The organism is Streptomyces sp. 8N114 (assembly GCF_052245835.1).
Classification (GTDB): Bacteria; Actinomycetota; Actinomycetes; order Streptomycetales; family Streptomycetaceae; genus Streptomyces.
On the sequence record NZ_JBQQBT010000042.1, the window covers coordinates 1 to 22,137 of the forward strand.

The 22,137-nt window shown below is 70.9% G+C and carries 21 protein-coding genes and 1 pseudogene; 12 read left to right on the top strand and 10 right to left on the bottom strand.

Annotated elements, in window-relative coordinates; genetic code table 11:
• Positions 1-144 precede the first annotated feature (144 nt).
• From ACTWQF_RS35825 to ACTWQF_RS35875, 11 genes are all read left to right on the top strand, one after another.
• The gene (locus ACTWQF_RS35825) at positions 145-228 is read left to right on the top strand and encodes a putative leader peptide (protein ID WP_344569275.1); all 84 of its coding nucleotides are present in this window, start codon (positions 145-147) and stop codon (positions 226-228) included.
• Positions 229-458: 230 nt separating this feature from the next.
• On the top strand, positions 459-2,153 hold the full coding sequence (locus ACTWQF_RS35830; protein ID WP_443283956.1) for a nitrite/sulfite reductase: 1,695 nt from the start codon (positions 459-461) through the stop codon (positions 2,151-2,153).
• On the top strand, positions 2,150-2,350 hold the full coding sequence (locus ACTWQF_RS35835) for a hypothetical protein (RefSeq protein WP_443283957.1): 201 nt from the start codon (positions 2,150-2,152) through the stop codon (positions 2,348-2,350). The genes ACTWQF_RS35830 and ACTWQF_RS35835 overlap by 4 nt, the downstream gene beginning before the upstream one ends.
• Complete coding sequence (locus ACTWQF_RS35840) at positions 2,347-3,063, top strand: phosphoadenylyl-sulfate reductase (protein WP_443283958.1); 717 nt, start codon at positions 2,347-2,349, stop codon at positions 3,061-3,063. Before ACTWQF_RS35835 ends, ACTWQF_RS35840 begins: the two co-directional genes overlap by 4 nt.
• Before the next feature lie 133 nt (positions 3,064-3,196).
• The gene (gene cysC, locus ACTWQF_RS35845) at positions 3,197-3,739 is read left to right on the top strand and encodes an adenylyl-sulfate kinase (protein WP_443283959.1); all 543 of its coding nucleotides are present in this window, start codon (positions 3,197-3,199) and stop codon (positions 3,737-3,739) included.
• The gene (gene cysD / locus ACTWQF_RS35850) at positions 3,736-4,671 is read left to right on the top strand and encodes a sulfate adenylyltransferase subunit CysD (RefSeq protein WP_443283960.1); all 936 of its coding nucleotides are present in this window, start codon (positions 3,736-3,738) and stop codon (positions 4,669-4,671) included. The genes cysC and cysD overlap by 4 nt, the downstream gene beginning before the upstream one ends.
• Before the next feature lie 3 nt (positions 4,672-4,674).
• The gene (locus tag ACTWQF_RS35855) at positions 4,675-6,027 is read left to right on the top strand and encodes a sulfate adenylyltransferase subunit 1 (RefSeq protein WP_443283961.1); all 1,353 of its coding nucleotides are present in this window, start codon (positions 4,675-4,677) and stop codon (positions 6,025-6,027) included.
• 177 nt (positions 6,028-6,204) lie between these two features.
• A complete protein-coding gene (locus ACTWQF_RS35860) occupies positions 6,205-7,329 on the top strand; it encodes an ABC transporter substrate-binding protein (RefSeq protein ID WP_443283962.1) in 1,125 nt (374 codons plus the stop codon).
• A 31-nt stretch (positions 7,330-7,360) separates the two neighbouring features.
• Complete coding sequence (locus ACTWQF_RS35865; protein ID WP_443283963.1) at positions 7,361-8,116, top strand: ABC transporter ATP-binding protein; 756 nt, start codon at positions 7,361-7,363, stop codon at positions 8,114-8,116.
• Positions 8,103-9,053, top strand: a complete 951-nt coding sequence (locus tag ACTWQF_RS35870; protein WP_443283964.1) for an ABC transporter permease — start codon at positions 8,103-8,105, stop codon at positions 9,051-9,053. The genes ACTWQF_RS35865 and ACTWQF_RS35870 overlap by 14 nt, the downstream gene beginning before the upstream one ends.
• On the top strand, positions 9,053-9,832 hold the full coding sequence (locus ACTWQF_RS35875) for a sirohydrochlorin chelatase (protein ID WP_443283965.1): 780 nt from the start codon (positions 9,053-9,055) through the stop codon (positions 9,830-9,832). Before ACTWQF_RS35870 ends, ACTWQF_RS35875 begins: the two co-directional genes overlap by 1 nt.
• Positions 9,833-9,896: 64 nt before the next feature.
• On the opposite strand, the gene ACTWQF_RS35880 is transcribed toward ACTWQF_RS35875, so the two are convergent.
• The 10 genes and pseudogenes from ACTWQF_RS35880 to ACTWQF_RS35925 form a co-directional block, all read right to left on the bottom strand.
• Positions 9,897-11,081, bottom strand: coding sequence for an LLM class flavin-dependent oxidoreductase (locus ACTWQF_RS35880; RefSeq protein WP_443283966.1), 1,185 nt, complete (start codon positions 11,079-11,081; stop codon positions 9,897-9,899).
• 72 nt (positions 11,082-11,153) lie between these two features.
• A pseudogene (locus ACTWQF_RS35885) lies at positions 11,154-11,492 on the bottom strand (winged helix-turn-helix domain-containing protein); the annotation flags it as partial.
• Positions 11,493-11,536: 44 nt separating this feature from the next.
• Positions 11,537-12,430: a TauD/TfdA dioxygenase family protein gene (locus ACTWQF_RS35890; protein ID WP_443283967.1), complete on the bottom strand. Its 894-nt coding sequence runs from the start codon at positions 12,428-12,430 to the stop codon at positions 11,537-11,539.
• A gap of 27 nt (positions 12,431-12,457) precedes the next feature.
• Positions 12,458-13,321 (bottom strand): ABC transporter permease, encoded by an 864-nt coding sequence (locus tag ACTWQF_RS35895; RefSeq protein WP_443283968.1) that lies wholly within the window; start codon positions 13,319-13,321, stop codon positions 12,458-12,460.
• Positions 13,318-14,166, bottom strand: a complete 849-nt coding sequence (locus ACTWQF_RS35900) for an ABC transporter ATP-binding protein (RefSeq protein WP_443283969.1) — start codon at positions 14,164-14,166, stop codon at positions 13,318-13,320. Before ACTWQF_RS35900 ends, ACTWQF_RS35895 begins: the two co-directional genes overlap by 4 nt.
• Before the next feature lie 2 nt (positions 14,167-14,168).
• Positions 14,169-15,236, bottom strand: a complete 1,068-nt coding sequence (locus tag ACTWQF_RS35905; RefSeq protein ID WP_443283970.1) for an ABC transporter substrate-binding protein — start codon at positions 15,234-15,236, stop codon at positions 14,169-14,171.
• 188 nt (positions 15,237-15,424) lie between these two features.
• The gene (locus ACTWQF_RS35910) at positions 15,425-15,481 is read right to left on the bottom strand and encodes a hypothetical protein (RefSeq protein ID WP_433102233.1); all 57 of its coding nucleotides are present in this window, start codon (positions 15,479-15,481) and stop codon (positions 15,425-15,427) included.
• 252 nt (positions 15,482-15,733) lie between these two features.
• The gene (locus ACTWQF_RS35915) at positions 15,734-16,954 is read right to left on the bottom strand and encodes a S8 family peptidase (protein WP_443283971.1); all 1,221 of its coding nucleotides are present in this window, start codon (positions 16,952-16,954) and stop codon (positions 15,734-15,736) included.
• Between the two features lie 81 nt (positions 16,955-17,035).
• The gene (locus ACTWQF_RS35920) at positions 17,036-18,274 is read right to left on the bottom strand and encodes a S8 family serine peptidase (RefSeq protein ID WP_443283972.1); all 1,239 of its coding nucleotides are present in this window, start codon (positions 18,272-18,274) and stop codon (positions 17,036-17,038) included.
• 143 nt (positions 18,275-18,417) lie between these two features.
• Positions 18,418-19,755 (bottom strand): SAV2148 family HEPN domain-containing protein, encoded by a 1,338-nt coding sequence (locus ACTWQF_RS35925; RefSeq protein ID WP_443283973.1) that lies wholly within the window; start codon positions 19,753-19,755, stop codon positions 18,418-18,420.
• Positions 19,756-19,951: 196 nt separating this feature from the next.
• Here ACTWQF_RS35925 and glgX point away from each other — a divergent pair, with 196 nt between their 5' ends.
• Positions 19,952-22,102 carry a glycogen debranching protein GlgX gene (glgX, locus tag ACTWQF_RS35930; RefSeq protein ID WP_443283974.1) on the top strand — a complete coding sequence of 717 codons (2,151 nt, stop codon included), beginning with the start codon at positions 19,952-19,954 and terminating at the stop codon, positions 22,100-22,102.
• Positions 22,103-22,137: the final 35 nt, after the last annotated feature.

Sequence of the window (22,137 nt, forward strand, 5' to 3'; positions counted from 1 at the left end):
GGCTGGGGGACTCCGGCCGGGAGGTGCCCCCAGGGGGAGCAGTTCCCCGCGCCCCTTCGGGCGCCATCCCACAATGTGAGCGACAATTGTCCGCAATATGGATAGCGGTGGACTGGCGTCAGCCCCCCGTGCGACGCTTCCGTCATGTCTCGCGCTGGAATCGCCTTGGTGAGTCGACGTCACGTCGACCTCGTTCGCGTGTCCAGCGCCATCTGTCCGGCGAGCTGACAGTCACAGCACCGCCGTTCTGACACCCCCCTCCTGACGTCCTCCGACGCCGACCGAGCCCCGCCGAGCCGCGGCCACCGCCCTCACCGTCGCGGGCGAGCCCCCGGAACCGGCGCCGAAACCCCTGCGTACGGGCACCCTGCCGCTCCACATGGCGGGATCCGCCCGGCGCGTCCCGACCGCACTCGCCCCACGTGTGCCCGCGCCCCCTGCCCGAAGGATCTCCCGCCATGGCCGACACCTCCGAGCGCTCCGCAGCCCCCGCCCGCCGCAAGGCGGGACGCCACCGCGGCGAAGGGCAGTGGGCCGCTGGTCACTTCACGCCGCTCAACGGCAACGAGCAGACCAAGAAGGATGACGATGGTCTCAACGTGCGGACACGCATTGAGACGATCTACGCCCATCGCGGCTTCGAGTCCATCGACGGTGCCGACCTGCGCGGCCGGATGCGGTGGTGGGGCCTGTACACCCAGCGCAAGCCCGGCATCAGCGGCGGCAAGACCGCCGTGCTGGAGCCGGAGGAGCTGGACGACGAGTACTTCATGCTCCGCGTCCGTATCGACGGCGGCCGGCTGACCACCGGGCAGTTGCGCGTCATCGGGGACATCTCCCAGGAGTTCGCCCGCGGCACCGCCGACATCACCGACCGGCAGAACGTGCAGTTCCACTGGATCCGCATCGAGGACATGCCGGAGATCTGGCGGCGGCTGGAGGGTGTGGGGCTGTCCACCACCGAAGCCTGCGGGGACACCCCGCGTGTGATCCTCGGCTCACCGGTGGCGGGCATCGCGGCGGACGAGATCATCGACGGCACCCCCGCCATCGAGGAGATCCACCGTCGCGTCGTCGGCAACCCCGCCTACTCGAACCTGCCCCGCAAGTTCAAGACGGCCGTCTCCGGCTCGCCGTTGCTGGACGTCGCGCACGAGATCAACGACGTGGCGTTCGTCGGCGTCGAGCACCCCGAGCACGGCCCCGGCTTCGACGTATGGGTCGGCGGCGCGCTGTCCACCAACCCCAAGCTGGGTGTGCGGCTGGGCGCCTGGGTGCCGCTGGAGGAGGTCGCCGACGTCCACGAGGGCGTCACCGGCATCTTCCGCGACTACGGCTACCGGCGGCTGCGCAACCGCGCCCGGCTGAAGTTCCTCGTCGCCGACTGGGGCCCGGAGAAGTTCCGGCAGGTGCTGGAGGACGAGTATCTGCTGCGCAAGCTGATCGACGGCCCGGCCCCCGCGCAGCCGGCCCGGCAGTGGCGCGACCACATCGGCGTGCACGAGCAGAAGGACGGCCGCTACTACGTGGGCTTCGCACCGCGGGTGGGCCGGGTCGACGGTACGACGCTCAGCAAGATCGCCGACCTGGCAGAGGCCCACGGATCGGGGCGCGTACGCACCACCGTCGAGCAGAAGATGCTCGTGCTCGACGTCGAGCAGGACCAGGTGGAGTCGCTGGCCGAGGGCTTGGAGGCGCTCGATCTGACGACCCGGCCCTCCGTCTTCCGGCGCGGGACGATGGCGTGCACGGGCATCGAGTTCTGCAAGCTGGCCATCGTGGAGACCAAGGGCCGCGGCTCCTGGCTGATCGACGAACTGGAGCGCAGGCTCCCCGGCTTCGACCAGCCCGTCACCATCAACCTCAACGGCTGCCCCAACTCCTGCGCCCGCATCCAGGTCGCGGACATCGGCCTCAAGGGCCAGCTGGTCACCGACGCCTCCGGCAACCAGGTCGAGGGCTACCAGGTGCACCTGGGCGGCTCGCTGGGCATGGAGCCCGGCTTCGGCCGCAAGGTGCGAGGGCTGAAGGTGACCGCCGAAGAGCTTCCCGACTACATCGAACGTGTGCTGCGCGCCTTCCAGGCCCAGCGCGAGGACGGCGAACGGTTCGCTCAGTGGGCCGCCAGGGCCGCGGAGAGTGATCTCAAATGAGTGAGAGGGCCGCGCCGTTCTACTGCCCGTACTGCGGTGACGAGGATCTGCGCCCCAGCGAGGAGGGGACGCCTCCGGGGCAGGGCGCAGCCTGGGAGTGCTCCGCCTGCAACCGGGCGTTCCGGCTGAAGTTCCTCGGGCTGCTCGCCTCCGGGCTGCGGTCGGCACACTCCGACGGAGAGGACCCCACCTCATGAGCACCGCACACATAACGGAGCAGCGCTCTTCCGAAGAGCTGCGGTCGCTGGCCGAGCAGGCGGGCCGGGACTTGGAGGAGGCCGACGCGCTGGACATATTGCGCTGGGCCGCCGAGACCTTCGGGCACCGGTTCTGTGCCACCTCCTCCATGGAGGACGCCGTGGTCGCGCATCTGGCCTCGCGGGTCTTCCCCGGCGTGCGCGTGGTCTTCCTCGACACCGGTTACCACTTCCCGGAGACCATCGGCACCCGGGACGCCGTCAAGGCCGTGATGGACGTGGAGGTCATCACCCTCACGCCCCGCCAGACAGTCGCCCAGCAGGATGCGCAGTACGGCCCCAAGCTGCACGACCGCGACCCGGACCTGTGCTGCGCGCTGCGCAAGGTGCAGCCGCTGGAGGAGGGGCTGCGCGGCTACGACGCCTGGGCCACCGGGCTGCGCCGCGAGGAGTCCCCGACGCGGGCGAACACCCCGGTGGTCGGCTGGGATGAGAAGCGGCAGAAGGTCAAGGTCTCCCCCATCGCCCGCTGGACCCAGCAGGACGTGGAGGACTACATCGCCGAGCACGGCGTACTGACCAACCCGCTGCTGTCCGACGGCTACGCCTCCATCGGCTGCGCCCCCTGCACCCGCCGCGTGCTGGCGGGCGAGGACGCACGCGCCGGGCGCTGGGCCGGCAGCGGCAAGACCGAGTGTGGGCTGCACCTGTGATAACCGGGGTAAAACGACCAAAACAGACGACCAGGGGAGCGACGCACGCGCGGCTGACGGGCCGCAGACAACAACGACAAGCCGCACGCAGCCGTGCGGGCGGAGAAGCGACCAGACAAGAGGGGCGAGACCGATGAGCGGGGCACGCGGCGCCACCGTATGGCTGACCGGCCTGCCGAGCGCGGGCAAGACGACGATCGCCACGGCGCTCGCCGAGCAGCTGCGCGGCGAGGGGTACCGTACCCAGGTGCTGGACGGGGACGAGATCCGTACGTTCCTCTCCGCGGGCCTCGGCTTCTCCCGTTCCGACCGGGACACCAACGTGCAGCGCATCGGCTTCGTCTCCGAACTGCTGGCCTCGCACGGTGTGATCGTGCTGGTGCCGGTCATCGCGCCGTACGCCGACAGCCGCGAGGCGGTGCGCAAGCGTCATATGGCCGAGGGCACCCCCTATCTGGAGGTGCACGTGGCGACGCCGGTGGAGGTGTGCTCACAGCGGGACGTGAAGGGCCTCTACGCGAAGCAGGCCGCCGGCGAACTGACGGGACTGACGGGAGTCGACGACCCGTACGAGGAGCCGGCCGACCCGGATCTGCGCCTCCAGACCCACGGGCGTGACGTGGCCGAATCCGCCGCGGCGCTGCACACCTTGCTGAAGGAGAGGGGACTGCTATGACCACGGCGGTGACCGCACCGGAGGAGACCGACAACCCCTTCGCGCTGACGCATCTGGACGCGCTGGAGTCGGAGGCGGTGCACATCTTCCGCGAGGTCGCGGGAGAGTTCGAGCGCCCGGTGATCCTCTTCTCCGGCGGCAAGGACTCCATCGTGATGCTGCACCTGGCGCTGAAGGCGTTCGCCCCGGCGCCGCTGCCCTTCGGGCTGCTGCATGTGGACACCGGGCACAACTTCCCCGAGGTGCTGCGGTATCGCGACGAGACGGCGGCCGAGCACGGGCTGCGGCTGTATGTGGCGTCGGTGCAGCAGTACATCGACAACGGCACGCTCCGCGAGCGGCCGGACGGCACCCGCAACCCGCTCCAGACGCTGCCGCTGCTGGAGGCCATCAACGAGCACCGGTTCGACGCGGTCTTCGGTGGCGGGCGCCGGGACGAGGAGAAGGCGCGCGCCAAGGAGCGGGTCTTCTCGCTGCGCGACGAGTTCGGCGGCTGGGACCCGCGCCGGCAGCGGCCCGAGCTGTGGCAGCTCTACAACGGGCGGCACGCCCCCGGCGAGCACGTGCGGGTCTTTCCGCTGTCGAACTGGACCGAGCTGGACGTGTGGCAGTACATCGCGCGGGAGAAGATCGAACTCCCCTCGATCTACTACGCGCACGAGAGGGAGGTCTTCTCCCGGTCCGGCATGTGGCTGGCCCCCGGCGAGTGGGGCGGCCCCAAGGACGGTGAGCGGGTGGAGTCCCGGCTGGTGCGCTACCGCACCGTCGGCGACATGTCCTGCACCGGCGCCGTGAACTCGGACGCGGACACGGTCGAGAAGGTGATCGCGGAGATCGCCGCCTCCCGGCTGACCGAACGCGGCGCCACCCGGGCCGACGACAAGCTCTCCGAGGCCGCGATGGAAGACCGCAAGCGGGAAGGCTACTTCTAGACGATGAGCACGACAGCCGGAACAGCCCAGGCCGCCGAAGCGCTGGCAGCCACCTCCCTGCTGCGGTTCGCCACCGCCGGAAGCGTCGACGACGGCAAGTCCACCCTGGTCGGCCGCCTGCTGCACGACTCCAAGTCGGTACTGACCGACCAGCTGGAAGCGGTCTCGCGAGCCTCCCAGGCACGCGGCCAGGAGGCACCCGACCTGGCGCTGCTCACCGACGGGCTGCGCGCCGAGCGCGAGCAGGGCATCACCATCGATGTCGCCTACCGCTACTTCGCCACCCCCAGACGGCGGTTCATCCTGGCGGACACACCGGGCCATGTGCAGTACACCCGGAACATGGTCACCGGCGCCTCCACCGCCGAGCTGGCCGTCGTCCTGGTGGACGCCCGCAACGGCGTGGTCGAGCAGACCCGCCGGCACGCCGCCGTGGCCGCGCTGCTGCGCGTCCCGCACGTGGTGCTGGCCGTCAACAAGATGGACCTGGTGGACTACGCCGAGGACGTCTTCGCCGCGATCGCGGACGAGTTCTCCGGCTACGCCACCTCCCTGGGCGTTCCGGAGGTGACCGCCATACCGATCTCCGCGCTGGAGGGCGACAATGTGGTCGCCCCCTCCGCGCACATGGACTGGTACAGCGGACCGACCGTTCTGGAGCACCTGGAGACGGTCCCGGTCACCCATGACCCGACCGACGACCCGGCGCGCTTCCCTGTGCAGTACGTCATCCGGCCGCAGACCCCCGAACACCCCGACTACCGGGGCTACGCAGGCCAGTTGGCGTCCGGTGTGCTGCGCGTCGGCGACCGCGTCACCGTCCACCCCTCGGGCCGCACCAGCACCATCGAGGCGATCGACGCGCTCGGCCAGTCCGTGGATGTGGCCTGGGCACCGCAGTCGGTCACCGTCCGGCTCACCGACGACCTGGACATCTCGCGCGGCGATCTGATCGCACCCGCCGACGCGACGGTACGGCCCAGCCAGGATCTGACGGCGACCGTCTGCCATCTGCACGACCGGCCGCTGAAGCCCGGCGACCGGGTGCTGCTCAAGCACACCACCCGCACCGTCAAGGCCATCGTCAAGGAGATCCCCTCCCGGCTGACCCTGGCCGACCTCTCGCACCACCCGGCACCCGGCGAGCTGGCCGCCAACGACATCGGCCGGGTCGTGCTGCGCACCGCCGAGCCGCTGCCCGTCGACCCGTACGCGAGCTCGCGGCGCACCGGCTCCTTCCTGCTGATCGACCCGGCCGACGGCAGCACCCTGACCGCCGGTATGGCCGGCGAGGCGTTCGCCGGCGCCGAGGTGCCCACCGCCGAGGCGCCCGACGACGACGGCTGGGACTTCTAGACCCATGGGCATCCCAGGAGAGGTCTTCTCGACCTTCGACCAGACCGGTGGCCGCATCGGCAGCGGCGCACGCGGCAGTGGCCAGGGCGGAGTGGGGCGATGCCGGCGGTGACGAGCGTGCATCCGTGCGCACCGCTCCCGTCCGCGTTCCCCTTCCTTTCCTGAGAGGACATCTCCGTGCCCCGTATCCGAACCCTGCGCAGCCGACCGTCCGGCCGCATCGCTCTCGGCTCCCTCTTGGTTGCCCCACTGCTGCTGGTCGCCGCCGGCTGCGGCTACGGGTCCAAGGCCGTCGAGAGCGGCGACCCGAAGGCGGTGGGCGGCAAGAAGGTCGACGGCCTCGACCAAGTGAAGGTCGGCTACTTCCCCAACGTCACCCACGCCACTCCGCTGGTCGGGCTGCGCTCCGGCGGCCAGATTCCGAAGGAGCTGGGCGGCACCAAGGTCAAGACCCAGGTCTTCAACGCCGGTCCCTCCGCGATCGAGGCGCTCAACGCGAAGGCCGTGGACATGACCTGGGTGGGTCCCTCACCCTCCATCAACGGATACGTCAAGTCCGGGGGCAAGAACCTGCGCATCGTCGCGGGCGCGACCTCCGGCGGGGCCTCGCTCGTCGTCAATCCCAAGAAGATCCACTCCCTCGAGGACCTCAAGGGCAAGAAGATCGCCACCCCCCAGCTGGGCAACACCCAGGACGTGGCGCTGCTGCACTACCTCAAGACCAAGGGCATCAAGGTCGACCCCGAGACCGGCCAGGGGGCGACCTCGGTGCTGCGGCAGGACAACAAGGAGATCCCCACCACCTTCCAGCAGGGCGGCATCGACGGCGCGTGGGTGCCGGAGCCGACGGCCTCCAACCTCGTCAGCAAGGGCGGAAAGGTCCTGCTGAACGAGAAGAAGCTGTGGAAGGGCGGAAAGTTCGTCACCACGAACCTGGTGGTGCGGCAGGACTTCCTGAAGAAGCATCCGGACGCCGTCGAGGCGGTGCTGCGCGGGTCCGTGAAGACGAACGCATGGATCCGCTCGCACCCGGACGCGGCGAAGAAGTACATCAACGAAGCCCTCCGGCGGGACGCGGGCAAACCGCTGCCCGGCAAGGTGCTCGACGCGGCGTTCGCCCAGATCGATGTGACGGACGACCCGTTGGCCGCGACCTTGCGGAAGCAGGCCGACCACGCGTCCTCGGTAGGTCTGCTGAAGAAGGCCGACCTGTCGGGGATCTACGACCTGACCCCGCTGAACCGGGTCCTCAAGAGCGAGGGCCGCCCCGCTGTGACCGACGCCGGGCTGGGCCGGAAGTGAACCGCTCACGACCATCGCAGGAGGTGAACCAGTGACCGTGACCACGACCACGAGCGCCGCCGCCCGTATCGCAGGCGTCTCCAAGACCTTCGGTACGCAGCAGGTGCTGGACGACATCAGCATCGATGTCGCCGACGGCGAGTTCGTCACCCTGCTGGGCGCGTCAGGCTGCGGCAAGAGCACGCTGCTCAACCTCGTGGCCGGCCTCGACACTCCCACCTCGGGCACCGTCGAGGTGCCCGGCGGACGCCCGGCGCTGATGTTCCAGGAGCACGCGCTCTTCCCCTGGCTGACGGCGGGCAAGAACATCGAGCTGGCCCTCAAGCTGCGCGGCATGCCCAAGGCGGAGCGCCCGGCGGAGGCCGAGCGGCTGCTGGAGCTCGTACGGCTCAAGGGCGCGCACCGCAAGCGGGTGCACGAGCTGTCCGGCGGGATGCGGCAACGGGTCGCGCTGGCCCGCGCGCTGGCGCAGGACAGCAAGCTGCTGCTGATGGACGAGCCGTTCGCGGCGCTGGACGCCATCACCCGGGACGTCCTCCACGAGGAGCTGACCCGCATCTGGGCGGAGACGAACGTCGCCGTCCTGTTCGTCACGCACAACGTCCGGGAGGCCGTACGCCTGGCCGAGCGCGTGGTGCTGCTCTCCTCCCGGCCCGGGCGGATCGCCCGGGAGTGGCAGGTCGGCATCCCGCACCCGCGCCGGATCGAGGACGCGGACGTGGCCGGGCTGTCCGTCGAGATCACCGAACAGCTTCGGGGGGAGATCCGCCGCCATGGCCAGCACTGAGACACAGCCGAAGATCGAGGACGAGGCGGCGGTGTCCACCGCCGCTGGGTCCGCCGCCGGCGCCCCGCCGAAGAGCGGCGAGGCGGGCAACGACCTCGCCGGTCTGGAGGCGGGCCTCGACGCACTCGACACCCGCACCGCTGCCCGCACCCCCCTCCCGGTGCTGCTGCGCCGCAAGGCACTGCCGCCGGTGGTGGCCGTCGTCCTCGTACTGGGGCTGTGGCAGGCCGCGTTCGCGCTGAACCTGAAGCCGGACTACCAGCTGCCGAGCCCGCTGATGGTGTGGGACGCGCTGGCCGAGGAGTGGTACAAGGGCACGATCCTCAGCATCATCTGGCAGAGCGTCTCGCGCGGTGCGCTGGGCTTCGCGGTGGCGCTGCTGGTCGGTACGCCGCTGGGGCTGCTGGTGGCGAGGGTGCGGCCGGTGCGGGCCGCGATCGGGCCGATCCTGTCCGGGCTCCAGTCGCTGCCGTCGGTGGCCTGGGTGCCGGCGGCGATCATCTGGTTCGGGCTGACGGACGCGACGATCTACGCCGTGGTGCTGCTCGGTGCCGTCCCCTCGATCGCCAACGGGCTGGTCGCGGGCGTCGACCGGATCGATCCGCTGCACCTGCGCGCCGGAAAGGTGCTCGGTGCGACGGGGCTGAGCGGCGTACGGCACGTGCTGCTGCCCGCGGCACTGCCGGGTTACATATCGGGGCTCAAGCAGGGCTGGGCGTTCTCCTGGCGCTCGCTGATGGCGGCCGAGCTCATCGCCACCTCGCCCGAACTGGGCGCGGGGCTGGGCCAGCTGCTGGAGACGGGGCGCTCGTACCAGGACATGCCGCTGGTGCTCGGGGCGATCCTGCTCATCCTGCTGGTGGGTATCGGCATCGAACTGCTCATCTTCGCGCCCGTCGAGCGGCGGGTCCTGCGCCACCGGGGGCTGCTGCGCTGATGGTCCCCGCACCACCGGTCCCCTCCCCCGCGCTGCTGCTCGTCGCACACGGCAGCCGGGATGCCCGGCACGCCGCGACGGTCACCGCGCTCACAGCGCGAGTGCGGCGGCTGCTGCCCGGCGTGCGGGTGGAGGCGGGCTATCTGGACTTCGACGCACCGTCGGTGCACGGGGCGCTGGGACGGCTGTACGCGGCCGGAGTACGCGAGGTCGTCGCCGTCCCGCTCCTCCTCACCCGCGCGTTCCATGCGAAGACGGACATCCCCGCGGTGCTTGCGGAGGCGACGTCCGCACTGCCGGACCTGGACGTCCGGCAGGCCGACGTGCTGGGTCCGCACCCCTTGCTGACCGCTGCCCTGCAGCGGCGGCTGCGCGGCGCCGGGCTGGCCCCCGGCGACGCGCCCTCGACCGGTGTCGTCCTTGCGGCGGCCGGTTCCTCCGACCCGGAGGCGAGCGCAGTGATCGCTGATATCGCGCGGGAGTGGCGGCGTACCACCGGTTGGTGTGCTGTGCGGCCTGCGTTCGCCTCCGCTGCTCAGCCCCGTACGGCGGACGCCGTACGGGCCCTGCGTGCCGACGGCGCCCGCCGGGTGGCCGTCGCCCCCTATGTGCTGGCACCCGGCCGGCTCCCCGACCGCATCGCGGCCGGAGCACACGAGGCCGGGGCCGACGTGCTCGCTCCGGTGCTGGGCGCGGCGCCGGAGGTTGCTTCGGTGGTGGTGGAACGCTACGCGGCCATGGCCCGCCACGGCTCCCTCGCGGAGGCCGCCGCCGCGTAGTCCTACGGGCAGCCGCGCCGAGGGGGCGGCCGGCAGCCCCGGCCACCCCCTGGGACACGGCGGGTCAGGCGGGAACCGGTACGGCGCTCCCCCGCCCCTCCGCGGCCTGACGGCGCACGAGTGGCAGCACGTTCTCGCCGAACCAGTACGCCTCCTCCAGGTGCGGGTAGCCGGATAGGACGAACTCCTCGATGCCGATGCGGCGGTACTGGCCGATGAGGTCGGCGACCTCCGCGTGACTGCCGACGAGCGCCGTGCCCGCGCCTCCCCGCACCAGGCCGATACCCGCCCACAGCCCGGGGTGGATCTCCAGGTCGGTGGAAGTCCCCCCTGCTCTGGGGGCACCTCCCGGCCGAAGGCTGGGGGAGGAGTTGAGAGCTTGGGGGAGGCTGCCGCCGTGCAGTGCCAGCATGCGGCGCTGCCCCTCCGACTCGCTGCGGCGCAGTCCGCGCTGCGCCTGCTCGACGGCCTCGGGAGTGAAGCCGTCCAGCAGCCGTCGGGCCTCGGCCCAGGCTGCCGCCGAGGTGTCGCGGGAAATGGTGTGCAGCCGGATGCCGAAGCGGAGCCTGCGCCCCTCGGCCTCGGCGAGCGTCCGCACCCGGGCGATCTTCTCCGCCACCTGGGCCGGGGGTTCGCCCCAGGTCAGATACGTGTCCGCGTAGCGTGCCGCGACACCGAGGGCTGCAGGTGAGCTGCCGCCGAAATAGACGTCGGGGACCGGGTGCGGCGGACTGGCCAGCCGTGCCCCGGCCACCTGGACATGCTCGCCCTCCAGAGTGACGGTGCCGCCGTTCCACAGCCCTTTGACGACGCGGAGGAACTCCCCGGTGCGGGCGTACCTGGCGTCCTTGTCGAGGAAGTCCCCATACGCGCGCTGCTCCGCGCTCTCGCCGCCGGTGACGACGTTGAGCAGCAGCCGGCCGCCGGTGTGGCGCTGGTAGGTGGCGGCCATCTGGGCGCCGAGGGTGGGCGAGAGGAAGCCCGGCCGGAAGGCGACCAGGAACTTCAGGCGCTCGGTCTGCTGGGTGAGCATCGCCGTCGTCAGCCAGGCGTCCTCGCACTGGGCGCCGGTGGGCGTCAAAGCGCCGGTGAAGCCGAGCTGTTCGGCAGCGCGGGCGATCTGGGTGAGGTAGCCCAGTGTGGGCGGGCGGTCGGCGCCGGCATCGCCCAGCGGGCTGCCGTGGCCACCGCCGACGACATGGCGGCTGTCCCCGCTGGTGGGCAGGAACCAGTGGAAGGTGGGGGTCACTCGGGGTTGTCCTTTCTGCCCGCCCACCCGCCCCCGTTCCTCAAGGGCGGGTGGGCGGGGCCGGGAGGGTTCCTACGGGACGTACTTGTAGCCGACGCGGCGAACCGTCACGATCCGCCCGCGATGGCGCGGCCCCAGCTTGCGCCGCAGCCGCGCCACGTGGACGTCCACGGTGCGCCCGTCACCGATGTGGTGGCCGTACCCCCACACGGTGGCGACGAGCTGTTCCCGGGTGTGCACCCGCTGCGGGTGCTCCGCGAAGTGGGCGAGCAGCTCGAACTCCAGGTAGGTCAGCTCCACTTCGGTGCCGTCCACATGGACGGTGCGCCGGTCGCGGTCGATGTGCACCCCCTCCCCGGCCGGCCCGGTGGCGACGGGCAGCCGCAGGACACGCGGCGCGGCGTCGTCGGCGCGGGAGCGGCCGTCGAGGGCGAGGGCGTTGGCCGAGTCGCTCATCAGGCGACCGCCGCCGGGGTGTAGTGGCCGGCTTCGTCGCCCTCGACGACACTGCTGGGCTCGCCGTCCACGCCCACCGGGACATCTCCCGCGACGGTCACCCGGTGCAGGCGCCGCGGCAGGTCCCCGTAGTCGTCGGGGGCGTAGTGCTGGGTGACGCGGTTGTCGAACAGCACCAGATCGCCCGGTGCCCACGTCCACCGCACGATGTTCTCCGGACGGGTGACGTACGCCTGGAGGATGCGGAGCAGGTCGCGGGACTCGTCGGAGTTCAGCCCGACGATGCGCTGCGCGAACCCGCCGATGAACAGGCCGCGTTCGCCGGTCTCGGGATGGACGCGTACCACCGGGTGCGCGGTCTGCCAGCGGCGCGAGATGAACACCTTGTGCCGCTCCGCCGCCGCCTGGTTCTTCGGCTCGGCGTAGTCGTAGTCGTTGGTGTGCACAGCCCGCAGCCGGTCGGCCAGCTCGCGCAGCGGCTCGGGCAGATCGGCGTACGCGGCAGCCGTGTTGGCTATCAGCGTGTTGCCGCCGTAGGGCGGGACGACGAGGCTGCGCAGGGTGCTGGCCTTGGGCGGGGTGCGGACGAAGGTGACGTCCGTGTGCCAGCGGTTGGCGCGTACGCCTTCCTCCCCGTCGACGGGCAGGATGTCCGGCTGTCCCTCGACGGAGGGCACCGTGGGATGGGCCCGGGTCAGCTCGCCGAAGAGGGCGGCGAAGCGCAACTGGTCGGCGTCGTCGAGATTCTGGTCGCGGAAGAAGAGCGCCTTGTGGGTGAGCAGCGCGTCGTTGAGCTCGTCGACGAGACGGGGGTCGAGCTGTTCGGACAGGTCGACGCCGAGGATCTCCGCGCCGATACGGCCGCCGACGCGACGGATGTCGAAACCGGTCATGGTGGTGTTCCTTTCGGGAGGGGTGGGTCAGGCAGTGGTGCGCCAGGAGGTGAAGCGGCGCTCCAGGGCGACGAGGAGCTGGTTGAAGGCCACGCCGAGCGCGGAGACGGTGAGGATGCCGGCGTACATCTGCGGGATGGCGAAGTTGAACTGCGAGTTGTTGATGAGGAAGCCGAGCCCGGCCTTGGCGCCCACCATCTCGGCGGCGACGAGCACCAGGACGGCGACGCCGCCGGCGAGCCGGATCCCGGTGAAGACAGCGGGCACGGAGGCGGGCAGGATCACTTTCTGGAAGAGCCGCCAGGGCGGCAGGTCCACGCTGCGGGCCAGCTTGAGCAGCGTGGGGTCGACGGTGCGGACGGCGCTGATCGTGTTGAGCAGCACCGGCCAGGTGCACGCGTAGAGGACTATCGAGATCTTCGACGTCTCGCCGATGCCGAGCAGCAGCACGAAGACGGGCAGCAGCGCGAGCGCCGCGGTGTTGCGGAAGACCTCCAGCACGGGCCCGAGCAGGTCGGCGACGGGCTTGTACCAGCCGATGAGCAGCCCCAGCGGCACGGCCAGCGCGACGGCGAGCCCGAAGCCGGTCAGCGAGCGCACCAGGCTGGCCCGCGCGTCGTCCAGCAGCTGTCCGTCGACCAGCAGCTCCCACCACGCGGCGGCCACCTCGGAGAACGGGGGCAGGAACACCGGGTCGGCAAGGCCCACCCGCGGTGCGGTCTCCCACAGGGCGAGCAGCACGAGGATCGCCGCGGTACGGGTCAGTGCAGCGCGTCCCAGTCCCAGCGCGCGGCGCCACACCGGCTGCCGGGGCGGCGCCCCGGGCGGGGACACCGGTGCGGCGGCGGAGTGGGGAGCGGGCCGGGTACGGGGGGTGAGGGTGGCGCTCATGCGGCGGCCTCCTTCCGCTCCAGGGCCGACCGCTCCAGCTCCTGTGCGCGGCTGACCTCGTCGTGCAGCAGCTCCCAGAGGCGGTGCCGGTAGGCGGCGAACTCGGGGCTGGAGCGCGGATCGTCGGTCCCGGTACGGGCGCCGAGGTCGATGGGCACGCTCTCCTTGACCCGGCCGGGGCGGGAGGTGAGGACGGTGACGCGCCGCCCGAGCAGCACGGCTTCGTCGATGCTGTGGGTGATGAAGACGACGGTCTTGCCGGTGCGCTGCCAGATCCGCAGCAGCTCGTCCTGCAGCGACTCCCGGGTCTGCGCGTCGAGCGCCGCGAACGGCTCGTCCATCAGCAGCACATCGGGGTCGTAGGCGAGGCTGCGGGCGATGGCGACGCGCTGGCGCATGCCGCCCGACAGCTCGTGCGGGTGCCGGTCCCCGAAACCGTCGAGACCGACGAGGGAGAGGAACTCCGCCGCGCGTTCGGCCCGCTCGCGACGCGGCACGCCGCCCGCTTCCAGACCGAACTCGACGTTGCCGCGGGCGGTACGCCACGGCAGCAGCGCGTACTGCTGGAAGACGGTGCCCCGGTCACGGCCGGGCCCTGTGACGGGTTCGCCGTCGATCAGGACGCGGCCCGTGGTGGGCACGGTGAGGCCGCCCAGAAGATCGAGGAGGGTGGATTTGCCGCAGCCGCTGGGGCCGACCAGGACGCTGAACTCGCCCGGCGCGATGTCCAGTGTGATGTCCTGGAGCGCGGTGAAGCTGCCCGTGACGCCGCGGGCGGTGCGGACGGGGAAGGTCTTGCTGACGTTCTCGAAGCGGATCGTGGGCGTTTCGGGTGGGGCGGTCATGGTCAGCTCCCGGAGCGGTCGCGGACGGGGGTGGGGACGGGGGCCTTGTCGGAGCGGTTGGTGTTGAACCGGTTGGTGTAGATGTCGGGGATGTGCACGCGGTCGGCGTTGATGTCGCCCCGCCGCTCCAGCCAGCGCACCCACAGGGACAGCTCGTCCGGTGCGATACGGCCCACCGGATCGGCAACCCCGTACGAGCGCCAGTAGCGCAGCGGTGCGGTGTCCTCGCTGCGGTTGCGGCGCCGCACGATGCGCACCATGCGGTCGACGACCTCGTCCCGCGGGGTGCGGCGCGACCAGTCCAGGGCGCGGCCGACTCCGGTGACGAAGGCGCGGGCCTGGCGCGGATGCTGCTCCAGGTAGCGGTCGGCCATCACGTAGGTGCCCGCGCTGAAGGTGCCGAGCAGGCGGTGGTCGTCGGTGAGAGCGCGCAGGCCGCCGTGTTCGAGGGCCTTGTCGCGGAGGATGTCGCCGAGGACGGCGACGTCGATGTGCCCCTTGCGCAGGGACTGCTCGGTGTTCACGGGCGGCAGGGCGATCCGCTCGACCTGATCGGCCTCCTCGGTGCTGAGGCCCTCGCGCTTGAGGTAGGTGTCGAGCATGGCCTCGGCGTGCGCGCCGAGGGTGTTCATCGCGACTTTCCTGCCGATCAGGTCCCTGGCGGTGCGGATGGGGCTGTGCTCGCGTACGTAGAAGCCGCTGAAGCGCTCCTTGTCGACGCCGTAGTAGCTGATGACGGCCTTCACCGGGGCCTTGGCCGCGGCCATCTTGACGACGGCGCCGTTGAAGGCGCCGCCGAAGTCGGTGTCCCCCGCCGCGGCTGCCTGGATGTCCTGCGGGCCGCTGGTGGTGTTGCCGACCCACTTGAGGCTGAGGCCGTCCAGATAGCCGAGGTCTTCGGCGAGTTCGGCCGGGGTGACGACCCCGGCCCAGCCCTGGTAGCGGATGGTGTCGGCCGGGACGCCCTCCCTGCCGGACGCCCGTCCGCAGCCGACGGCGGTGGTGGCGGCGAGTGTGGTCAGGCCGGTGAGGGCGAGGAATTCCCGCCTGCGGAAATGACGTGGACGCACGGGTGCCTTCCGTTGCACAGCCCGGGCGCGACGCAGTGGATACGGGTCGGACCCGGGGATTCCGCGCGGCGCGCCCGGCCGTCCCGTACGAAGGCTCGAAACCTCAAGGCTTCAAGACGTCAAGGCGCAGGGGAGCTGCGGGGGCTGCTGCCGTCACGGAGTGGAAAAGGTGAGCTGTGGGGCGCGCGTCAGGCGCGGCCGGGGGCACAGAGGGCGCTGGCGTGACGTCGAAGATCGACGTGCAGGCGCGCGACAAGGTTCCGGTACTGGCTCACGGTATGGGAGCTTGCCAGCCGGATCTTGGCGACGTCAACGGCTGGAGTGTTAAGCCCGTGTGAAGCGTTTCCAGGGCCGTGCCGGGGCCGACGGGCCTCGCCGGGGCACGGAAAGGGCCCGCCGTGCCCCGTGGGGGGAGGGCACGGCGGGCCTGGTGGTGCGCTTACCCGGAAATCCGGGGTTACGCACGGAGAAGGCTCAGAAATGACCGTGAATGACCGTCACTTGACCACGCGGAGCAGCTTGTTGGGCGTCCCCTTGGTCGGGTTGGCGATCGCTCCCGCGGTGGCGCCCTTGGTGAGCGCGGTCGCCACCTGAGCTGGGCTGGCGGACTTGTGGCCGCTCAGATAGACGGCCGCGGCACCGGCGACGTGCGGCGCTGCCATGGAGGTTCCGGACATCGTGGCGGTGCCGCGGTTGCTCTTGTTGCTGGCCGAGACGATGTTCACGCCGGGCGCGTACAGGTCGACGCGCTTGCCGTAGTTGGAGAAGGCCGCCTGCCGGTCGTTGCGGTCACTCGCCGCGACGGTGAGCGCGTCCGGCACCCGCGCCGGGGAGGCGGTCGTGGCGTCGGCGCGCTCGTTGCCCGCCGAGACGGCGTAGCTGACGCCGGAGGAGATTGACCGCTTGACGGCGGCGTCCAGCGCGGTGTTCTTGTCGGCGCCGAGGCTCATGTTGGCGACCGAGGGGCCCTTGTGGTGCTTGGTGACCCAGTCGACGCCCGCGATGGCGATTGCGGTGGTGCCCGAGCCGTTGTTGTTCATCACCCGCACGGCCACGATCTTCGCCTTCTTGGCAACGCCGTACTTCGTCCCCGCGATGGTCCCCGCGACATGGGTGCCGTGGCCGTTGCCGTCCTGGGCCGTCTTGTCCTTGTCGACGGCGTCGTAGCCGTAGGAGGCCCGGCCGCCGAAGTCGCTGTGGCTGATGCGCACGCCGGTGTCGATGACGTACGCCGTCACGCCCGCGCCCGCGCCGGCCGGGTAGGTGTACTTCCGGTTCAGCTGTTTCGACTTCTGGTCGATCCGGTCCAGGCCCCAGGGCGGGTTGGTCTGGGTGCCGGTGGTGGTGATCCGCTGGTTCTGGTAGACCTGCGCGACCTTGTCGTCGGCGGCCAGCCTGCGGGCCTCCTCGGCGGACATGCCGGTGGCGTTGAAGCCGTTGACGGCCGACTCGTAGGTACGGCTGACCTTGCCGCCGTACTCCTTGGCGAGGTCCTTGCCCGCGCCCTCGGCCTGGACCGAGCCGCTGCTGCCGTCCTTGAGGAGGACGATGTAGCTGCCCTTGACGGCATCGTCGGAGTCGGCGCCGATGACGGTGCCCTCCGCCGGTGCGGCGCCCGCCGGGAGGGTGAGGAGCGTCGCGCCGCCCGCGACGGCGACTGCCGCGCCGATCGCGAGCGATATTCGGCGCTTGGTGTTACGGGCCACGTGGGTTGCCATGGGCGGGAGTGCCTCTCCTGGTGGATTGTGGGGGGCTGTTCGTATATGGCCACGAACGGTGGTTCGCGGCCGGGCGGATGGTTACTTGGGGACGCGCAGCAGCTTGTTGGGCGTGCCGGTGGTCGGGTTGGTGATGGCGCCCTTGGTGGCGCTGTCGGTCAGCGCCTTGGCGACCTGCGCCGGGGTGGCCGTCTTGTGCGTGCCCAGGTAGAGCGCTGCGGCGCCGGTGACGTGCGGGGCTGCCATGGAGGTGCCCCAGCCGGCCATGGAGGAGGTGTCGCTCTTGTTGCTGGCCGAGACGACGTCGATGCCGGGGGCGTACAGGTCGACGCTCTTGCCGTAGTTGGAGAAGTTCGTCTGCCGGTCCTTCTGGTCGCTCGCGGCCACCGTGATGGCATCGGTCACCCGGGCCGGGGAGGCGGCGGAGGCGTTGCCGCTGTCGTTGCCCGCCGAGACGACGCAGGTGATGTTCGCGGCGATGGCCCGCTTGACGGCCTCGTCCAGTGCGTAGTCCTTGAAGCCGCCGATGCTCATGTTGGCCACCGCGGGGCCGCCCTTGGCCTGGTGGTCCTTGATCATCCAGTCGATGCCGGCGACGGCGTCGGCCGTGGTGCCCCGGTTGTCGTTGCCGAGGATGCGGACGGCGGTGATCTTCGCCTTCTTGGCGATGCCGTACTTGGTGCCCGCGATGGTGCCGGAGACGTGTGTGCCGTGGTTGGCGCCGTCCTGCGCCGTCTTGTCGCCGTCCACGATGTCCTTGCCGTTGGCGGCGCGGCCCCCGAAGTCCTTGTGGCTGACCCGCACCCCGCTGTCGATGACGTAGGCCGTCACGCCCGAGCCGGCGGTGTTGGGGTAGGTGTACTTCTTGTTGAGCGACTTCGACGCCTGGTCGACCCGGTCCTGCCCCCAGGAGGGCGGCCTGGTCTGGGTGGCGTGCCCGGTGATCTCGCGGGCCTGGATGACCTTCGCCACCTTGTCGTCCGCCGCCAGCCGCCGGGCCTCCTGGGCGCCGAGCCCCTTGGCGGAGTAGCCGTTGAGCGCGGCGTGGTAGGTGTGCTCGACCTTGCCGCCGTACTCCCCGGCGAGGCTCTTGGCCTCGGTGGCGGCCCGCACGCCGGTGCCCTTGGCCGGGTCGCCCTTGAGCAGCACGATGTAGTCGCCCTTGACTGCGTCCTTCGCCCCGGCGCCGAGGACGGTGCCCTCGGCGGGCGAGGCGCCCGCGGGGAGGGTCAGCAGCGTTGCTCCTCCCGCGACTGCGATTGCGGCGCCGATCGCGAGGGATATCCGGCGTTTGGTGTGGCGTGCCCCGTGTTGTGCCATGCCGAGGAAGTCCTCCGAGGTGTGCGGTCGAGCGACCCAGAAGTGGATCGTTCGAAACCCTGTCGGATTGCTCGGTGTGGCTCAAGGGACTTGGGGGACTGTGACAGACGCGACACAGTTCGGTGACGGCCCTTGGCAGACACCTACGACACTGACCGCGAGTCCGCCCAGAACGCCTCGAACTCCTCCCGATACGCAGGAAAGAGGGCACCCTCCCCCTCCTCGCGGACCGCCGACGGCACCGACGACACGGCACGGCCAGGGCCGCGCAGGACGAAAACGGGCGTCTCCATCCCCCGCGCACCGCGCAGATACGACTGGACGACGGCGAGGCCGTCCGGCCCGTCCCCGTCGACCATGTACGCGGTGAACCGCGGGATCTCGTCGAAGACGTGGATCTCGAAGGCCCCCTGGTCCCGCAGCCGGGAGCGGACCCGCCGCATATGGAGGATGTTGGTCTCCACCGAACGGGCCAGCTCGCCCTTCTTCAGCCCCAGTTCGCGCTCCCGCCGCTTCACCGCGCTGCTGGCCGGGTTCAGGAACAGCAACCGCACCCGGCAGCCCGCCTCGGCGAGCCGCACCAGGCGCCGCCCGCTGTAGTTCTGCACCAGCAGATTGAGCCCGATCCCGATGGCGTCCAGCCGCCGCGCTCCGCCGAACAGATCCTCCGCGGGCAGCTGCCGCTGGAGCCGTACGCGGTCGGCATGCACGCTGACCACATCGGCGAAGCGGTCCCCGACCAGCTCCTCGACGGCGTCGACCGGCAGCCGGTCTGCCGCGGCCGCCCCCTCGGGCGCGGCGCCCAGCAGCTCCAGCAGCCGCCGGCACATCCGCTCGGCCTGCGCGAGCACCGTCTCGGACAGCGCACGGTTGCGCGCCACGGCACTGCGGGCCACCTCCAACTCGTCCAGCGCCAGCTCCACCTCGCGCCGGTCGTCGAAGTACGGCTCGAAGCAGGGCCAGTGCTGCACCATCAACTCGCGCAGCTGCGGCAGCGTCAGGAAGGAGATCAGGGTGTCGTCGGCGGGGTCGAGGAGATAGCCCTTGCGGCGGCTGACCTCCCGTACGGCCACGGCGCGCTGCACCCACTCCTGCCCGGCGGGCCCGGCCGCGGCGACCACCCACTCCCCGCCGTGCACCGGTTCGTAGATCGGCCGCAGCACGGCGGCGACGACGGCCCGCATCCGCTGCTCGACCAGGTTCAGCCAGACGTACGCGCGACCCGCGCGCTGCGCCCTGGTGCGTACCTCGGCCCAGTCGTCCTCGCCCCAGCCCACGTCCGCGCCGATCTCCATGGGGCGGGCCAGCGGGACGGCTCCGGGTTGGAGCCCGGCTTCCCCCAGCCTCCGGCCGGGTGGTGGTCCCCCCATGCCGAACCCGCCCGTCGGATCGTCCGCCGTTCCGGCCTCTCCGGCGGTGCCACCGCCGTCCGGCCCCTCACCGCCGTCGCCTGGGGGGAGTTCAAGCCCTCCCGCACCCAACTGCGCACCGCCTTCCACGCCCCGTCTCGGCCCCCGCTGTTCGATCAAGGAAGACTACTGCGGCCGTCCGAGGGGTGCACCCGGAACCCCTGCCAACATCCGGTGCCCGCACGGGTGGACGGGGGAAGATGACGACTGGGACCACCGCGCCCGCCGCGGTGCCGTACCGACACGTCGATGGGGAAGAGACATTCCTATGCAGGTATGGCCGGGACACGCGTACCCCTTGGGTGCCAACTACGACGGCGCGGGTACCAACTTCGCCGTCTTCTCCGAGGCGGCGGAGCGCGTCGAGGTGTGCCTGCTGCACGAGGACGGCTCGGAGACGGCTGTCGAGCTGCACGAGTCGGACGGGTTCGTCCGCCACGCCTATCTGCCGGGCGTACTGCCGGGCCAGCGCTACGGCTTCCGCGCACACGGTCCGTACGCGCCGGAGAACGGGCAGCACTGCAACAGCGCCAAACTCCTGCTGGACCCCTACGCGAAGGCCATCAGCGGCCGCGTCGACTGGAACGAGGCCGTCTTCGGCTACCACTTCGACGCCCCCGAGCGGCGCAACGATCTCGACTCGGCGCCGCACACCATGACCTCCGTGGTGATCAACCCCTACTTCGACTGGGGCGACGACCGTCCGCCGCGCACCGACTACCACCGCACGGTGCTCTACGAGGCGCATGTCAAGGGCCTCACGATGCGCCACCCCGAGCTGCCGGACGAGCTGCGCGGCAGTTACGCGGCACTGGCGCACCCCGCGGTCATCGCCCATCTGACCGAGCTGGGCGTCACCGCGCTGGAGCTGATGCCGGTGCACCAGTCGGTCACCGACCACCGGCTGGCCGAGGCGGGAATGACCAACTACTGGGGCTACAACACCATCGGATTCTTCGCCCCGCACAACACCTACGCATCCTGGGGCGAGCGCGGCCAGCAGGTCCAGGAGTTCAAGCACGCCGTGCGGGCCCTGCACGAGGCAGGCATCGAGGTCATCCTCGACGTCGTCTACAACCACACGGCGGAAGGCAACCACCTCGGCCCCACGCTCTCCTTCCGGGGACTGGACAATGCCTCGTACTACCGCCTCGCGGACGACCCGCGCTACTACATGGACACGACGGGCACGGGGAATTCACTCCTGATGCGCAGCCCCCACGTCCTCCAGCTGATCATGGACTCGCTGCGCTACTGGGTGCTCGACATGCACGTGGACGGCTTCCGCTTCGACCTGGCCGCCACGCTGGCGCGGCAGTTCCACGAGGTGGACCGGCTCTCGTCCTTCTTCGACCTGGTGCAGCAGGACCCCGTCGTCAGCCAGGTGAAGCTGATCGCCGAACCGTGGGACCTGGGCGAGGGCGGCTACCAGGTCGGCAACTTCCCGCCGCTGTGGACGGAGTGGAACGGGCGGTACCGCGACACCGTGCGCGACCTGTGGCGCGGCGAGCCGCGTGCCATGGCCGAGTTCGGCTTCCGGCTCACCGGCTCCTCCGACCTCTACCAGGACGACGGACGCCGCCCGCTGGCCTCCATAAACTTCGTCACCTGCCACGACGGCTTCACCCTCCACGACCTCGTCTCCTACAACGAGAAACACAACGAGGCCAATGGAGAGGGCAACCGCGACGGCGAGAGCTACAACAGGTCGTGGAACTGCGGTGTCGAGGGCCCCACCGACGACGCCGCGGTGGTGGCACTGCGGCGCCGGCAGCAGCGGAACCTCATCGCCACCCTCATGCTGTCGCAGGGGGTGCCGATGCTCAGCCACGGCGACGAGTTCGGCCGCACCCAGCAGGGCAACAACAACGCGTACTGCCAGGACGGGCAGCTCACCTGGCTACGGTGGCCGGGCGACGACGGCCCCGCGGGCGGGCCCGCCGACGGTTCCGGTGCGCCGGATCAAGCGCTGTGCGACTTCGTACGTGCCATGGTGTGGCTCCGGCGCGATCATCCCGTCTTCCGCCGCCGCCGGTTCTTCCACGGGCGGCCCATGGAAGGCACCCACGACGAGCTCTCGGACATCGCCTGGTTCACCTCCGGGGGCGCCGAGATGACCCAGCGCGACTGGCAGTCCGCGCACACCCGCTCCCTGACCGTCTTCCTCAACGGCAACGCCATCTCGGAGCCGGGTGAGCGCGGGGAACGCATCACCGACGACTCGTTCCTGTTGTTGTTCAACGCCCACCACGAGGCCATGGACTTCGTGATCCCCGTCAACCACGGGAGGGAGTGGGAGGTCATCGTCGACACCGCCCGGGAGGACAGCTACCGGCAGGGAGGGGGCCCAAAAATCGCCGCCGGAGCTCACCTTGTGCTGGAGTCCCGCAGCATGGCAGTGCTGCAACGCCCGGTGTAGGCGGGACGCACGAAACGAGCCCGGCAGGGTACGTA